We start from the raw sequence: 14,622 nt of genomic DNA on the forward strand, positions 1-14,622 counted from the left end.
ACCTGCCATGACGAACGACGAGATCAAAGCCTGGGTCGATGACCCCCGACGCGCCGATACGCTTCCCTTCGGTGTGTACGAACCGGCGTACCGGAAAGGAATCACCGGCGCCGCGCTCGTGGTCCGTGGGGTCCTGTATTTCCGGAACGGCCACACGCCGGCCGTGCGGCAAGGCTTAGTCAAATGCTTCGAGGAATACCGTGCGACGATCGACGAGTACACGCACGCCCTGGAAGTTGCGGCTGGGCAAAAGCCGTCCAAAGACGTGCCGCTGCGCTGGTTCTACACCGAAGGCGAGCAGCCGGTAACGTACGACAAAGCGCCGGGGTTTGCGAGCCTGGCGAAGTCCGTGCCGGCCGACGTTGCGCTGGTCGCCACGATGACCAGCGCGGATCACAAACTCGCGACAGGCTTCTACGAGTTCGCCGTCTTCACGATCGCCGACTGGCAATCGAAGCTCAACCGCGGGCTGGACGCGCTCGATTTCACGGTGCCGCGTGCCTTTCTTCTGCAACGGCCCGGCGTGTTTCAGGCGTTGTTCACCGCGTTCGCCGAAGCGCTGCCGACCGTGCACGGTCATGCGGGTTTAGCGGTGAATCTGCCACCCATGGAGCGCGAAGCGAACGAGGCCAGCGAGTATTACCTCGCCCGTCGGTATGGCCCGGGCATTGACGTCGGTGACCCGATGGCGGTGGGCACCGTCGATCTGGTCGGTAGGATCAAGACCGTGGACTGGATGGTGGCGCTGGACACCGACCTAGTTCGCGCCGCCGGTGGGGCCTCCTCGCTGCCGCTCCCGCCGGAGTGGTACGTGCGCCAGCCGTTGGGGGATGGGGGTTTGATCATCCAAGCCGGTGCTGCGCCGGAATCGGGCATTTCCGCAGGACCAGGCAAGCCGCCCGAGCCTCCCCCCGCCTACGTCCTGCTGAACGCTGCGCTGCACTCGCTCATCCCCGAAAAAACGGACATTATCCAGTCCGGCACCCTCGACAGTACCGCGCCGCTGCTCAACACGAACGTTGCTTCCGAAGCATGGCTTCGGCGTTTCGACGTGCCGAAGGAGAGCATCAACGATTATTGGCGCGAACTGCACACGACCCCCAAGGTCACGAGCAGCAAAGCCGCCGTCGCGGAAAACATCAAGCGTCTGCGGCAGGCGATGGGCCTTCCCGATGTTGCCGCGCCGAACGGTATGGGATACGACGGCAACTCGCCCGACTGATTGGCCTACTCCGCCCGGCGATCCACCGGATCGGGGCTTCGAGAAACGCTCAACCGTCGGCCGAGCGCCGACTCGGTGCCCTGCTGAATGTCCATCACGATGCGCGTGCGTCTCCTGCAATTGCGGTGGATGATCGGATGCAGGTTCAACGGAAGTTCAACAGCGTTGTTGTTTAACAAGGCCGTGAAGTGGATCGTCGGCATGTAACTTTTTGAATAGTCACGCATTGGCACTTATAGTCGCGCAATGAAAGGGACTTTTAATCCGTTGGTCACTGGTTCGAATCCAGTACGACCCACATGAAACCGGGCGTCCGACGCCAGCCGGCAAACGTGGCTTCGACTCCGTTTGACTGCAGGCACGGGCGGGAGAACGGTCCCTCCAGAATCGGGGACATCAACAGCGCCCGTCTCGGGGCGAGGACGGCGCCAGGTTCAACCAGGCGATGGATGGCGGTCAGCCACCGGTGGTGGACCTCTCGTTACGGAAACGCATCATGCCGGGGGGGCCCGACGCATATCGTACGGCATGGTCCTTCGGGCCGGGTTGAATCTCACACCAGAATTCCTGGTGACGGGCGCCGAGACGTCGGGCCGCTTCATAGCGATGAAAATGACTGGCAAGCCAGAACTGGCAGCCATCAAAGAAGACCTTCATCGCCGGCTGCGCCGCGCGCATTGAACCGCTGCGGACGGCAGACATGGCGTCCTGTAGCGCTGCGTCGGCGAACAATCCCTTAGAGGCAAGCTCATCGTCAACCGAGAGCTGCAGGAACTTGAGATAGTCCCGGCCGAGCACGCCGGCAGGAAGTTTCACCGAGGAGCGGGCGGGCGAACGAGGATGGCCTGGCATGATGTCTGATTCCGCGGGGACAGCAAGACGGTCGTGATGCGGGCTATGTCGCCACACTCCCGATCCGCGATCGACCTGCCTGGCCAGGTCAGCTCATTCCTCAGCCATGAGATGGCGGATCACGAGCGCCGGGTCGGCGATATCCAGAATCAGGCGGCGAAGGATACGCCTGCGCATGTGTTCCTCGTCGAGAGTCCACGGCGCACCCTTTTCGCTGAGATAGCGAGCGAGAGCATCCTGGTTGTCTGCGCCAGCCGGCAGGTCAAGCCGCACGGCCAGCAGTCCCGCCACGACGTCATCGATCTCGATGTCGAGCGGTCTTGAGTCTATGAAAAGTTCGAGTTTCATGACGGTCTCGGGCAAAAAGCGGCACTGCCCCCGAGAAGACTGAAAGAACAGTGCCGAAGAAAATGCACCGGCCGGGCTGGACGACCGGTGCAGAGCGGAACCGATGCGGTCAGTACTCCAGTTCCGGCGCGCTCGCCTGCGCCGGCTTTTCGTCCTTCGGCGCTTCGGCCACCGTTGCATCCGTCGTCAGGATCAGCCCGGCGATCGATGCGGCGTTCTGCAGAGCCGTGCGCGTGACCTTGGTGGGATCGACCACCCCCGCCTCGACAAGATCGCCGTATTCGCCGGTGGCCGCGTTGTAGCCGAAGTTGCCCTTGCCTTCGAGCACCTTCGCGATGACCACCGAAGGCTCATCGCCCGCGTTTGAGGCGATCACGCGCATTGGCGCTTCGAGTGCGCGCAGCACGATCTGGATGCCCGCGTCCTGATCACTGTTGACGCCTTTCAGGCTCGTCACGGCCGAACGCGCGCGTACGAGCGCGACGCCACCACCCGGCACGATGCCTTCCTCGACCGCCGCACGCGTGGCGTGCAGCGCGTCGTCGACGCGGTCCTTCTTCTCCTTCATCTCAACCTCGGTGGCCGCCCCGACCCTGATCACGGCCACGCCGCCGGCGAGCTTCGCGACACGCTCCTGGAGCTTCTCGCGATCATAGTCGCTCGTCGTGTCCTCAATCTGCCGGCGAATCGAATGCACGCGCTCCTGGATGCGCTTCTCCTCGCCCGCGCCGTCGATGATGATGGTGTCGTCCTTGCGTACCTCGACGCGTTTTGCAGACCCGAGATCCTCGAGCGTGGCCTTCTGCAACTGCTTGCCGGTCTCTTCCGAGATGACGGTCGCGCCCGTGAGGATGGCGATGTCCTCGAGCATGGCCTTGCGACGATCGCCGAAGCCGGGCGCCTTGACGGCGGCAACCTTCAGGATGCCGCGCATCGCGTTAACCACGAGCGTAGCCAGTGCTTCGCCGTCGATGTCTTCCGCGACGATCAGCAGGGGCTTGCCTGCCTTGGACGTGGCTTCGAGGACCGGGAGCAGGTCCCGGATATTCGAGATCTTTTTGTCGTGCAGCAGGATCAGCGCGTCGTCGAGATATGCGGCCTGCCTGTCGGGATCGTTGATGAAGTAGGGGCTCACGTAGCCGCGGTCGAACTGCATGCCCTCGACCACGTCCAGTTCGTTCTCGAGTGACTTGCCGTCCTCGACCGTGATGACGCCTTCCTTGCCGACTCTCTCCATCGCGTCAGCAATGATTTTCCCGATTGCCTCGTCGGAGTTGGCCGAGATGGAACCGACCTGAGCGATTTCGCGGTTCGTCGAAATCGGTTTGGACAGCTTGCGCAGTTCGTCGAGCACGGCCGCGACCGCCTTGTCGATACCGCGCTTCAGATCCATCGGATTCATGCCCGCGGCGACGTGTTTCATGCCTTCCTGCACGATCGCCTGGGCAAGCACGGTGGCGGTGGTGGTGCCGTCGCCCGCCACGTCGGCGGTTTTCGATGCAACCTGTTTGACCACCTGCGCACCCATGTTTTCGAACCGGTCCTTCAGCTCGATTTCCTTGGCGACCGACACGCCATCCTTCGTGATGGTGGGCGCGCCGAAGCTGCGCTCGATCAGCACGTTGCGGCCTTTGGGTCCGAGCGTGACCTTCACGGCATCGGCGAGCACGTTCACGCCCCTGACGATACGGGCGCGGGCGCTGTCATGGAATTTGACGTCTTTTGCACTCATGTTGTTGCTCCGGGTAAAGTCGTTGACTCAGCGCGTCGCGAACGACCGGGCGGGCGTCCGCGAGCGATTGTGAATTCAGGCGGCCTTGCGGGCGGTTGCCGCGTCGGCTTCGAGAACGCCCATGACGTCCTCCTCGCGCATGACGAGCAGTTCCTCGCCATCGACCTTGACGGTCTGGCCTGCGTATTTGCCGAAGAGCACCTGGTCACCGACCTTCAGCTGGAGCGCGCGCAGCGTTCCATCCTGCAGCAGCCGGCCGCTGCCGACGGCGACGACTTCGCCCTGTTCTGGTTTTTCTGCCGCTGAATCGGGAATCACGATGCCCGAAGCTGTCGTCCGCTGCGTTTCGATTCGCTTGACGATAACCCGGTCGTAGAGGGGACGAATCTGCATTTCCATCTCCTGAGCGATTAAAGGATCACCAATAAGAATCCGGCTGCATATGGGGCACGTGAAAAGCCTCCGTGCAGCCGAGCCAATGTCTGGCGGAAAGCGAAATAGAGGCGGCCATCGCACCCTTCAAGGGGCGTGAAAATGTCTGTTTGTAACAAATTGTTTCAACGTGGCAGGAGGATGCGACGGACCGTCCCGAGGCGATAAACCGTGCGGCCACACCCATCCGGGCGACGGGGCGCAGGGGGTACCGGACACGGTGGCCGGCGTCCGCCGTCGGCGTCCAGGGTGTCATCCGGTTCGTTGAGCGTGCCCCACAGGCCGCCCTTGACGGGGCGGAAGAGCCAGCGCAGATAGCCGCTGCGCGCGGCAAGCTGCATCAGTTCGCCGCGATCGGTATCGTCATCGAGAAGCGGCCGGTCGCGGGCCCCGTCCTCTCCGTAGTCGCCGAACGCCTGCCTGCAGGCGAGCGCCTCGGCCGCGCTTGCACCGATCACGTTGCAGCCGCGCTGCTCAACGCGCTCGACCTCCCACGCGCCGGATTGCCAGGCGGCGTCCAGCAGCATGGCGTCCACGGTCTCGAAGCTGTGCCACGGTGCATCGAGCCGGACGGCCGATCCCGGAACCGGTCGAGGCGGGATCTCAATGCCGGGCAGGACAAGCGGCGTCGCACGCCGGAATCCATGCCAGTGGAGGATTGCGATGAGTGGCGTATTCACCTGTGCCGCCGCCGTGACGGTGACGGCAAAGAGCGGCAGGCGCACGGTGTCGATCTGCTGCTGAAGCCTGTCGAAAAGGTCCATGAAGCCTCCCGGTTGACATGTTGCAGGGCCTCTTGAAATTTCCGTTCCTTGCACTATTTTATTCATCGCTCAGGCAGTCGCGATAAGCGCTGCGTGTTTCGATTTGTTTGTCGGCGGGTTTCTCACGGACAGGCGGACTGGAGCGCGTGGTTCCGTTCGTCTTTCGTGCGCGGCCCCCGGTTTCAGGGAACCAGTCGTGAGCGATCTTTTCTTCAGCACCGATCTGCTGGGCGAATTCGACCGCCTGCAACGGCAGATGGCCAGCGTCTTCGCGGGCTTTCCCGCAAGCCTGCGCGCCACGCGCAGCGAAACCGTTCCCCCCGTCAACCTCGGCAGCACCGACGACAGCGTCGTGATCGTCGCGTTCGCGCCAGGACTCGATCCGGCAGCAATCGACGTCTCGATCGACAAGGGGTTGCTGACGATCAGTGGCGAACGCAAGCCGCCCGGACCTGAAGCGGACGATGAGACGCGCGTCTACGCCAGGGAACGCTTCATGGGGGCATTCCGGCGCGTGATCGAGCTGCCGCAGCGCGCGAACCCCGACAAGGTCAGTGCGCGCTACGTCAACGGTTGCCTGACGGTGAGCGTCGGACGTCCCGGGGCGTCGAAGCCACGCGCCATCGCCGTTCAGTAAGCCTGATGGATATGAAGCATGAGAAAGCTACGGAGGACATCATGAACGACAGCACCGAACTGGCTACCCGCCGGGCGGGCACAGAGGTTGCCCCCGGAGCGGGTGCGCAGGCAGCGAAGCCGCGCACCTGGGTCGCACCTGCCGTCGACGTGTTCGAGGACAGCCGCGGTATCACACTATATGCGGACCTGCCGGGCGTGCCGCGCGAAAAACTCGACGTGCGCGTGCAGGACGGCAGTCTGAACATCGAGGCCGAGGCGGTGATTCCGACTCCATCAGGACTGCGCCTGCAGCATGGCGAGGTGCTCCACCCGCACTTCTGGCGGGCGTTCACGCTCAGTCCGGATTTTGACGCCTCGCGCATCGACGCACAGTTGCGCGATGGCGTCCTGAAGCTCACCGTTCCTCGTCGTGAGGAGGCAAAGTCGCGACGCATTGAGGTGAGCGTTGGTTAGGCGTACGCACAGGGGCAAGTCCGGTCATGCGGCGTGGTCCGCAGGGCCCGCGCCGCGTGACCCGCCACGCGGAGGTAGTTATGGACAACGAACGCAGCCAAAGCTGGAAGGGCTTCATGATCGAGACCTTCGCGTTTCCGGTCCGGCACTGCGCGTTGCCGGCAGACCGGCCAGACAGGTACATGGCCATCGTGCGCATCCGGCGTGCGGAGCACACGGTCACGGACTGGCATCTGCCGCGCTACGCCCAGCACTGGGCAAGCGCGGACGAGGCGCACCGGGAGACGGTCGAGTACGCGATACGCGCCATCAACGCGGGCTGTCTCAACGACACGGATTCGCCGCCGCGCTTCCTCGCGTGAGCGCGCCGCGCTGCGTGGCTGCGCACTTGTATGGCCAGCATTATGTGTCCTTTTTCTGCACCGTGCCCCTGTTTTCGGGGCCATGTCTTACAGGAGACGAAAATGCTCAGTCCGCACGAATTTGCGACCCTGATGCTGGTTCGTCAGGCGCCGGACCAGCTCGACATGGACCGCGCCGAGCTCGACGCGCTGCTCGAACGCCAGCTCGTCATGCTGGAACATTGCGGCGAGGGCGCACGCCGCGCATACCTGACCGGAAAGGGCCGAACATTCCTCGACGCGCTCCACCCGGGAGGCGCAACACGTCGAAGCCAGAAGACCGCCGGCAACGGCGGTGGGGAGAGGCCGGAGCCGTCCCCCGTGCCGGGCGGCCAACCGACCGATATCGTGGTGCCGGGACATGCAGGCTGAATGGTTGTGCGATCACAACGCCTGGCTTGTCATCTCCGCGGTAACGCGTGGGCGCGAGGTTACCGTGAAACTCTGCGGTAACCTCGGTGCGATACAGGTCGTCGCGGCAGCGTCCGGTCCCATCGATGGTGACCCGGGCGTGCAGGTCGAGGAATGACAGGTGCTGCACTGAACAGACTGGACGCGAATTGCGCGTGCCCGGACATGTTCCGGACACGACGCTCAGCCGGAGGTGTCATATGCAAACGGACAAAGTCATCGAGTATCACGGCTGCGAGGTCCGGCCGGTGGTAACCGCTGCCGGGAGTGGCCGTTACACAGCCACGGCCATCGTCACCGACCGGGCGGGCGAAATACGCACGCTCGGTGTCGATGGAGATTTTGCCAACGCCCAGGAGGCACGCGATGAAGCGCTGGAGCTTGCCGTCGCATGGATCCAGCAACGCTCGGTTGTTTCGGACCGGTATGTCCGACGGACCTAGCCTCCAGGCAGCAACTTCCGTCCGGACGCAGGGTGAACAACGGCGGACTCGAGGGTCGATCCGGGTCCGCTTCGCCGAGCTTCCGGAACTGTTTGGGCACAAGCCACCTCAAGGAAAAGAGAATGACAGATATTGCAGTCATCGATCCCGACGACGAAGACGCGCTTTATGAACGCATCCGGCTCCTGCTCTTCAGCGCTGACCTGCCGGTGCAGCGTCTCCAAGCCGACATCGACGATATCGGACGTTTCACCGCGCCGGATGTGCGCTCACCGCACCTGCGCCTGGTCGAGGCCATGCCGCCGCTCACACCCGCTGCTGAAGCGATCGTGCGCGCCATGATCCGCGCATACGGCATGGAGCTGTTCGGGCGCGGCAGCGCGAACTCGGGGCTGCGTGCCTTGATCAAGGCTGGACCTGTCAAGTTTGGACAGACGGCCTTGATGCTGGGGCCCGACGCGCCCGTGCCGGAGCGGGCGCGTCCGCTTGTCGAGGAGTTCAACCGAATTTTTGAGCGCTTCCCCGAAAGTGGCTTCCCGCAGGCGCGATACATTCTTTCGGCCATCGGGCTGCCGGTCGGCCGCGACGTACCTCGCCAGTCAAGTCGTTCGCTCCAACGCGACTGGCAGATTTGGGGATCTGGGGAGCAACGGAACAGCGAACCGACTTAAGGCAACGTAATGCCGCAATGCCAACGCGGACAAGGCACCTAGGCCAGGTGAACTGTTGGCTCGTCGTTCCCATCCGGGAATAAACTGGCCTGCATCGCGGGCGGCAGTCGAACGGCCATCTTCGGCCGCTCCTCCGGGACGTTGAATGGACATTCGAACGTTGCCTTCACCTTCGGCAAGAGACATTCGAAAGCGGACAGCGATCGCCTCGGACGTCGGTCGATCCTATGTCGGGAACCCGCTCGTCGCGCGAAATCGCGCACCGTCCGGCATCCTTGTCGTGGCCAGCACGCTTTCGGTTCCGGCTACCCTTCTAACGCCTCGATGATCCCTGGCGTGTGCTGCCCCGGCTGCCGACCGTGGAACTATCGATGTCTGTGCCTGATTTCCCGGCCGGCGTAGACAGCCAGAAAGGTGCCGACAAGCATTGCAGCCATCGCGAGCGATTCATCAAGGGAATCGCAGGGTCCCGATGACTTCGCATAGATCCAGATGCCGATCCCAGCCACCATCAGGAACATCCCCAAAAGCAGCCCCCATACCGGCCCGGCCGAATCGGACTGCAATCTATGAGACATTTTCATAGCACTCCCCCCGCGACACACTGGCTGTTCACTGCGCACTTCATGAGGCTCACAACCGGATACAGCACGTCACGCATGCGACTGTTGGGGCCTCGCGCCACTGCTGTACGCTTCTCAATCATCCAGGGCCTCGCGCTCAAGTCGGTCGCGCGAAATGTGACGGACATCCTTACCCTTGACAACATAGATGACAAGTTCTGCCAGGTTCTTCGCATGGTCGCCGATCCGTTCGATGGCCGACGCGATGGACACGTAGTCGAGCGCGGAAGAGATGATGCGGGGATTCTCCGCCATCAATGTCGGCAGCTTGCGCACGAATGCGCGGTACTGCTCGTCGATCGCCTCATCCTCACGCATGATCCGGGCTGCCTCAACCGTATCAAGCCGCGCGAATGCAGCAAGCGCGTTGTGGAAGATGGTTCCCGCCATCTGGCCGGATGACCGGATTTCCGCGATATTCATGTTCCTGCCCGCAGCGTCATTCGCGATTCTGCTCGTCCGCTTTGCGATCTTGCGCGCTTCATCGCCTGCGCGCTCGAGATTGCTGATCCCCTTGGAGAAGGCCAACAGTTGACGCAGATCGGATGCGATAGGCTGGCGCCGCGCAATGATGTTGCTGCACGCGGCATCGATTTCGACTTCCATCGCATTGAGTCGATGCTCCTCATCAACCACCTTCTCGACCAGACCCATGTCGAAGTGGCTGAGCGCGTCCATCGCATCGGCCAATTGGGCCTCAACCAGCCCACCCATCTCGAAAAATCTCGACGACAGGTGTTCCAGGTCGGCATCAAACTGGCTGGAAATGTGTTTGTCTGGCATAGAAAACTCCCTCTTGCCAGAAAGACGATAAACTGTTTGTACGGTTTATTCAAACCCGAAAAAATCATGAAGCCAATGGCTACCAGGAACAGAAGCGGCAAGCGAGCGCATGTATCCCCGGACGACGGTGCCAACGAGGCAGTGGCCAGCGGGAAGTCGGTCCAAACTGAGCAAACCCGACGTGTGGCGGCCAAGCCACAGGCCCGGAAGGTAATACCCTTTGAAGCGCCTTCTGCGCGCGCCGTCCGCCGGCGCAGGGAGCATGTCAAACAGGAAAAGGTTGTGCGCGACACCTTCACGATGCCCAGGGAGGACTACGAACAGCTCGCGGTACTCAAGCAGCGCTGCCTCGATGCTGGCCGGCCCGTGAAGAAGAGCGAGCTCGTCCGTGCAGGGCTGCTTCTGCTGGCATCTGCACCGACGAAACGTCTTCTTGCGGCCGTCAAGGCGGTCGAACCGGTCAAGACCGGCCGGCCACCGAAATCGAAGTAAGCCGTGCTCGCGGCCAAACAGGAGGCCCGGCGGGAACACCAAGGCAGGAGGGCGCAGGGTTCGACATGGCACTGACCCATTCGCGCGCGCCGCAATTGTCAGACAAATACCACAATTCCACCCTTGGCTAACGTCCGCTTCTAACGCGGGCAGCGAATCGGGGCAGGAAGATGATCGAAAATCTCGAACTTCTGTCGCGCATGTTGATAGCAGCGCTGCTCGGCAGCGTGATCGGCTTCGAGCGCGAGCGACTGAACTGGGCGGCCGGCTTGCGCACGCACATGCTGGTCTGCGTTGGGGCCGCGATGATGATGCTCGTTTCGGCATTCGGTTTTCCGACGTGCTGGGCGAGAAGAACGTCGTGCTCGATCCATCTCGGGTCGCCGCCCAGGTGGTTTCCGGTATTGGCTTTCTCGGCGCGGGGTCGATACTGCTTCGTGGCGAAGTCGTGCGCGGTTTGACGACGGCAGCGAGCCTCTGGTCGGTCGCGGGTATCGGCCTGGCGGTGGGTGGTGGCATGTACACTGCCGCGATCGGTGCGACGGTCATCATCATGATCATCCTGGTCGGTGTGAAACCGCTGGAGCGGCGCTTTATCTCCGTGCGTCAGCAGCGCACCATACAGCTGCTGGTCGAGCGCGGCAGTGTCTCGCTGGATATCGTCCATCAGGCACTCGGCACGGGGAGCGTTCGCGTCAAGCAGTTCATCGTCCAGCAGTCGGAGGATGACGCCGATCTCGACGATGTGCAGATTGCTTTGTCGCGGGTGAACGCGAGCGAATTCTCGACGATATGCACGCGGCTCGAAGCCATGTCGGGCGTGCGCGAATGTCGACGCGAGAAATAAGGCGGGGAGACGGTCATGACGCGAAGCTACGACTATGAAGGCTTTACGCTCGAGATTTCTGTTGAGTCCGACATCAGCATCGGACCGAACAGGCGCGAGCCAATGCGGCCAGGGTACGTTGCTATCGTCAGGATATTTCACGCAGCGAGCACCGTAGCGGTGTTTTCACCCTTGCGCTTTGGCGAAGCGCGCGGCCGTCCCTTCGCAACAGAGGCTGACGCGCTCATGGGTGGATACAACGCCGCGTGCAAACTTGTCGATGATCTGTTCAGCCTTGACCGGTACTGATTTGAATGGTCAAGGCCTGACTGAAAAACCACGACGCCGCCATTTTTTGTCGGATTTCCACCGACGTTCACACTTAATCCCGCAGTGGCGGAACTCTTCGGTAACCAGATTTACGCTTCGGCCTAGTTCGGTGCCGCGAAACCAGCAGCGGATGCGTATCTTCGCTATCGTGATCGCCTCGGTGTGAGCGCATCGGACCATTTTTGATAAGTACATCGAATCAAATGTAGGGGGAGCGATCAGCGCAGGTCTTCACGGCCGCGTGTTTACCGGCGCCGGGGCGCGATCCGCAGAACTGCAACGACTCAATTTGCCTAGCCGGCGTTGCAGCAAATGAAGCCGATGCCCTGGCGCCACGAATAGCCCCCCTCCGCTTGGCTTCACAAGTGTCGCGGCTTTCGCTAGTTCGATGAGGCGCGACGCGTCAGCGTCCACTTTAGCAACGAAACCTGCCCTCGCTGACCTCTATTGCTGAACGTCGCCAACGGGTCGTCCACGGCCATATGCAGGTGGCCAAGACCGACAATTGAAGCCGGGATAGCGATCGTTCTGCCCGCGAGGAAGCAGGGCCGATGACTGGAATCGAGCCAGACTGATAACTTTTCTTATCGGTCCGCTATCAAATCTGGACTAAACTGGCGGTCATGAAAATACGCGAGACCGAACCCGCCGGGTTCCCCGACGACGCCGAACTGGCCGCGCTGCGCGCGTGGTATGCCGGGCTCGACGCCCGCTCGGCCGTCGCCCGATATCTGGGCGACCGCAAGGCGCCGGGGATGTCCGCGCGCGGCGTGCTCGGGCGTATCCGGCGCGCACTGGTCGCGTTCGCGATGAGTCGTCACCGGGCCGACCTGGCAGAAACATTCGACGAGCGATCGGCAGTGTCGGCTGATATCGTCGCGCACACGATCGAGACATTGCGCAACCTGCCGGCTCCGGAGCCGCACATCGCCGACGAAATTGACCAGTGGTTGCCACAGCGGGTGGTGGTTGCCCTGCAGGCGCATGGAATCCGGACCTTCGCAGACCTGACCGTGCGGATTCCGCGCCGGCGGCGCTGGTGGGCAACGATCACCGGACTCGGCACGGCAGGCGCACGCCATGTCGAAGCATTCTTTGCGGCCCATCCAGCGCTGACCGAGCGTGCGCGCGCGCTGGTTGCGGCAGCCCCTTCAGGGCAGATCGTCCCGTGGGAACAACTGCGCCTGCCGCACGAGGTCGACGGCTCGCACGGACAGTTTCGCGCACCACGGCACGTATGCCTGCTCAAGGCGTCGAACGACTACGAGGCGGTGCAATCCTGGCTGTCCCTCCACGAGTCCACCGCCACGCAGCGCGCCTACCGGAAGGAGGCGGAACGCCTGATCCTGTGGGCGATCGTCGAGCGGGGCTGCGCGCTGTCCTCGCTGACCACCGATGACGCAATCGCCTACCGGGCATTCCTGCGACGGCCGACACCACGCGAGCGCTGGGTCGGGCCGTCGCGGCCACGACAAAGCGTGGAATGGCGACCGTTCAGCGGACCTTTATCGACGCGCTCCGTTGCGTACGCACTCACCGTACTTGCAGCCCTGTTCCGGTGGCTGGTCGAACAGCGCTACGTCCTTGCGAACCCGTTCGCTGGCGTCAAGGTGCGAGGAAGCGTGAAAGCGGGCCTCGACGTTACCCGCGGCTTTACTGAAGGCGAATGGCTGCTGCTCCGCACGATCGCCGATGGCCTCGAATGGTCCTACGGCTGGAGCGAGGCGGCCGCCCAGCGGCTTCGGTTCCTGCTGGATTTCGGATACGCAACCGGCCTGCGGGCCAGCGAATTGACAGGCGCAACGCTCGGACACATCCACATTGACGAGCATGGTGATCACTGGCTGCATCTCGTCGGCAAGGGTGGCAAGATGGGCAAGGTCGCGCTCCCGACGCTGGCGCGTATGGCGCTGGATCAGTATCTGGTGCAACGCCGGTTGCCGGTCACGCGCGAACGGTGGGATCCGGCAACGGTGATCGTGGCCAGCCTCGCGGAAGATGGCACCGGGATCGAAATCACGCGACTCGGACGCGTGCTGCGACGCTTCTTCGCACTGGTCGCCGACACGATCAGGGATGAGCGGCCTGCGATGGCGGAGAAGCTGCGGCGCGCGAGCCCCCATTGGCTGCGCCACACGCACGCTTCACTCGCGCTCGCGCGCGGAACCGAACTGATCATGGTGCGCGACAATCTAAGGCACGCGTCGATCTCAACGACGTCGATCTACCTGCACGGCGACGAGGTCAAACGGGCAAGACAGTTCGATCAGGCGTTTGGTGTACCCAGCCGCTAGCGATAGCGGCTACATGGCCATCAATCCGGACCCGGAAAAGCTTCATCTTTACTTCGCGAATCTCGCAACCGGTTGATTTTTAACGAAAACAATTCTTCGGAATCGCGCGAATTCATCTGAATTCAGCGAAGTTCCAACTTTACTTCGCAAAACGGAACATCTTTCCTTCGGCGGACGTCTTCGGATCGTACAGTCTCTTTCCATTCGTCCGGTGAGTCAGCAACCAGAGTGAGGCTGGGCACGATGTATCCTCTCCTGCTTCTCGTTTTTTGCCGGCGTCGAGGCTTTCGACGACGCGGTCCACCGCGACTTCGCTGAGCGAAAGTCTAACGAAATTTGCGGACCTCTATCCGATCGGGAACAATCACACCAACTAACAGAGTCCCTGGCGGCTCCTGGCCGCCATCGGCGGCTCGCAGGCGTTCGCGCGACCAGGCTGGATGACCCGCCCACTGGCGTATTTTTCGTAGAACAATATGTCACGACCCGATCTGTACTGGTTGCACGTTCCCCTCGAGACAACGCCGGGCATGTTGCTCGAGGCGCCCCCTGACCGACGCGTAATGGTGCTGGGCCGAAGCGCGAAGCTACTTGATCGCGAACCGCATATCTCATTCGGGTCGGCGAGCGCGCTCGTGATCAAACAGTGGCTCCTATTCGATCCCCAGCGCGAAATCTGCTCGCTGACTTGCGCGCGCGGGTTCCCGTCGTTTCGATGAACGCGGGTGCGAACTTCCGCATTCCTGCCCACGGACCGGATGTTTCCTCAATTGCAACCTATGACGGTACTCTCCCATCACTAATCCCGGGTCATCTCTCGCCGTCCCCGGCGTGGACGGACGTTGTCGGGACATGCAGCTGGAACCCACAGGACGTCTTGGGCTGGACGCTTGAGAATAGCCCTCC

General features: G+C 62.4%; 17 protein-coding genes and 1 pseudogene. 11 read left to right on the forward strand and 7 right to left on the reverse strand.

Going from position 1 to position 14,622, the window contains the following annotated elements:
- Window positions 1–7: 7 nt before the first annotated feature.
- Window positions 8–1,222, forward strand: coding sequence for a DUF3396 domain-containing protein (locus tag V8683_RS04395; protein ID WP_411187357.1), 1,215 nt, complete (start codon window positions 8–10; stop codon window positions 1,220–1,222).
- Window positions 1,223–1,227: 5 nt separating this feature from the next.
- Here V8683_RS04395 and V8683_RS04400 read toward each other — a convergent pair whose 3' ends face one another.
- The 6 genes from V8683_RS04400 to V8683_RS04425 form a co-directional block, all read right to left on the reverse strand.
- Window positions 1,228–1,425 (reverse strand): hypothetical protein, encoded by a 198-nt coding sequence (locus tag V8683_RS04400; protein WP_411187355.1) that lies wholly within the window; start codon window positions 1,423–1,425, stop codon window positions 1,228–1,230.
- Window positions 1,426–1,678: 253 nt separating this feature from the next.
- The gene (locus V8683_RS04405) at window positions 1,679–2,074 is read right to left on the reverse strand and encodes a hypothetical protein (protein WP_411187353.1); all 396 of its coding nucleotides are present in this window, start codon (window positions 2,072–2,074) and stop codon (window positions 1,679–1,681) included.
- Between the two features lie 93 nt (window positions 2,075–2,167).
- Window positions 2,168–2,422 (reverse strand): hypothetical protein, encoded by a 255-nt coding sequence (locus tag V8683_RS04410; RefSeq protein WP_368700003.1) that lies wholly within the window; start codon window positions 2,420–2,422, stop codon window positions 2,168–2,170.
- Window positions 2,423–2,531: 109 nt separating this feature from the next.
- Entirely contained in the window at window positions 2,532–4,154 is a 1,623-nt protein-coding gene (gene groL, locus V8683_RS04415; protein ID WP_411187351.1) for a chaperonin GroEL, read from the reverse strand.
- A gap of 75 nt (window positions 4,155–4,229) precedes the next feature.
- On the reverse strand, window positions 4,230–4,547 hold the full coding sequence (locus V8683_RS04420) for a co-chaperone GroES (RefSeq protein WP_234775430.1): 318 nt from the start codon (window positions 4,545–4,547) through the stop codon (window positions 4,230–4,232).
- Window positions 4,548–4,711: 164 nt separating this feature from the next.
- Window positions 4,712–5,350, reverse strand: a complete 639-nt coding sequence (locus tag V8683_RS04425) for a diguanylate cyclase (RefSeq protein ID WP_411187349.1) — start codon at window positions 5,348–5,350, stop codon at window positions 4,712–4,714.
- A gap of 196 nt (window positions 5,351–5,546) precedes the next feature.
- Between V8683_RS04425 and V8683_RS04430 the strand changes: the two genes are divergently transcribed.
- From V8683_RS04430 to V8683_RS04455, 6 genes are all read left to right on the forward strand, one after another.
- On the forward strand, window positions 5,547–5,987 hold the full coding sequence (locus tag V8683_RS04430; RefSeq protein WP_411187347.1) for an Hsp20/alpha crystallin family protein: 441 nt from the start codon (window positions 5,547–5,549) through the stop codon (window positions 5,985–5,987).
- Window positions 5,988–6,028: 41 nt separating this feature from the next.
- The gene (locus V8683_RS04435) at window positions 6,029–6,442 is read left to right on the forward strand and encodes an Hsp20/alpha crystallin family protein (RefSeq protein WP_411187345.1); all 414 of its coding nucleotides are present in this window, start codon (window positions 6,029–6,031) and stop codon (window positions 6,440–6,442) included.
- 80 nt (window positions 6,443–6,522) lie between these two features.
- The gene (locus V8683_RS04440; protein ID WP_234775426.1) at window positions 6,523–6,804 is read left to right on the forward strand and encodes a hypothetical protein; all 282 of its coding nucleotides are present in this window, start codon (window positions 6,523–6,525) and stop codon (window positions 6,802–6,804) included.
- A gap of 102 nt (window positions 6,805–6,906) precedes the next feature.
- Window positions 6,907–7,215: a hypothetical protein gene (locus V8683_RS04445; RefSeq protein WP_411187343.1), complete on the forward strand. Its 309-nt coding sequence runs from the start codon at window positions 6,907–6,909 to the stop codon at window positions 7,213–7,215.
- 239 nt (window positions 7,216–7,454) lie between these two features.
- The gene (locus V8683_RS04450) at window positions 7,455–7,697 is read left to right on the forward strand and encodes a hypothetical protein (protein WP_411187341.1); all 243 of its coding nucleotides are present in this window, start codon (window positions 7,455–7,457) and stop codon (window positions 7,695–7,697) included.
- A gap of 122 nt (window positions 7,698–7,819) precedes the next feature.
- Complete coding sequence (locus V8683_RS04455; RefSeq protein ID WP_234775423.1) at window positions 7,820–8,368, forward strand: hypothetical protein; 549 nt, start codon at window positions 7,820–7,822, stop codon at window positions 8,366–8,368.
- Between the two features lie 698 nt (window positions 8,369–9,066).
- On the opposite strand, the gene phoU is transcribed toward V8683_RS04455, so the two are convergent.
- Complete coding sequence (gene phoU, locus V8683_RS04460) at window positions 9,067–9,774, reverse strand: phosphate signaling complex protein PhoU (RefSeq protein ID WP_411187339.1); 708 nt, start codon at window positions 9,772–9,774, stop codon at window positions 9,067–9,069.
- A gap of 282 nt (window positions 9,775–10,056) precedes the next feature.
- On the opposite strand from phoU, the gene V8683_RS04465 reads away from it, so the two are divergent.
- The 4 genes and pseudogenes from V8683_RS04465 (at window position 10,057) to V8683_RS04480 (ending at window position 13,716) form a co-directional block, all read left to right on the forward strand.
- Window positions 10,057–10,266 (forward strand): hypothetical protein, encoded by a 210-nt coding sequence (locus tag V8683_RS04465; RefSeq protein WP_234775421.1) that lies wholly within the window; start codon window positions 10,057–10,059, stop codon window positions 10,264–10,266.
- 170 nt (window positions 10,267–10,436) lie between these two features.
- Window positions 10,437–11,113 (forward strand): annotated as a pseudogene (locus V8683_RS04470) (MgtC/SapB family protein).
- Between the two features lie 15 nt (window positions 11,114–11,128).
- Window positions 11,129–11,401, forward strand: a complete 273-nt coding sequence (locus V8683_RS04475) for a hypothetical protein (RefSeq protein ID WP_234775420.1) — start codon at window positions 11,129–11,131, stop codon at window positions 11,399–11,401.
- Window positions 11,402–12,045: 644 nt separating this feature from the next.
- Window positions 12,046–13,716: a phage integrase family protein gene (locus tag V8683_RS04480; RefSeq protein ID WP_411187336.1), complete on the forward strand. Its 1,671-nt coding sequence runs from the start codon at window positions 12,046–12,048 to the stop codon at window positions 13,714–13,716.
- Window positions 13,717–14,622: the final 906 nt, after the last annotated feature.

This window comes from Paraburkholderia sp. AV2, assembly GCF_054968425.1.

Coding starts and splice junctions, on each gene's coding strand:
- V8683_RS04395 (WP_411187357.1), top strand. CDS start 8: ATGACGAACGACGAGATCAAAGCCTGGGTCGATGACCCCCGACGCGCC.
- V8683_RS04400 (WP_411187355.1), bottom strand. CDS start 1,425: ATGCCGACGATCCACTTCACGGCCTTGTTAAACAACAACGCTGTTGAA.
- V8683_RS04405 (WP_411187353.1), bottom strand. CDS start 2,074: ATGCCAGGCCATCCTCGTTCGCCCGCCCGCTCCTCGGTGAAACTTCCT.
- V8683_RS04410 (WP_368700003.1), bottom strand. CDS start 2,422: ATGAAACTCGAACTTTTCATAGACTCAAGACCGCTCGACATCGAGATC.
- groL (WP_411187351.1), bottom strand. CDS start 4,154: ATGAGTGCAAAAGACGTCAAATTCCATGACAGCGCCCGCGCCCGTATC.
- V8683_RS04420 (WP_234775430.1), bottom strand. CDS start 4,547: ATGCAGATTCGTCCCCTCTACGACCGGGTTATCGTCAAGCGAATCGAA.
- V8683_RS04425 (WP_411187349.1), bottom strand. CDS start 5,350: ATGGACCTTTTCGACAGGCTTCAGCAGCAGATCGACACCGTGCGCCTG.
- V8683_RS04435 (WP_411187345.1), top strand. CDS start 6,029: ATGAACGACAGCACCGAACTGGCTACCCGCCGGGCGGGCACAGAGGTT.
- V8683_RS04440 (WP_234775426.1), top strand. CDS start 6,523: ATGGACAACGAACGCAGCCAAAGCTGGAAGGGCTTCATGATCGAGACC.
- V8683_RS04445 (WP_411187343.1), top strand. CDS start 6,907: ATGCTCAGTCCGCACGAATTTGCGACCCTGATGCTGGTTCGTCAGGCG.
- V8683_RS04450 (WP_411187341.1), top strand. CDS start 7,455: ATGCAAACGGACAAAGTCATCGAGTATCACGGCTGCGAGGTCCGGCCG.
- V8683_RS04455 (WP_234775423.1), top strand. CDS start 7,820: ATGACAGATATTGCAGTCATCGATCCCGACGACGAAGACGCGCTTTAT.
- phoU (WP_411187339.1), bottom strand. CDS start 9,774: ATGCCAGACAAACACATTTCCAGCCAGTTTGATGCCGACCTGGAACAC.
- V8683_RS04475 (WP_234775420.1), top strand. CDS start 11,129: ATGACGCGAAGCTACGACTATGAAGGCTTTACGCTCGAGATTTCTGTT.
- V8683_RS04480 (WP_411187336.1), top strand. CDS start 12,046: ATGAAAATACGCGAGACCGAACCCGCCGGGTTCCCCGACGACGCCGAA.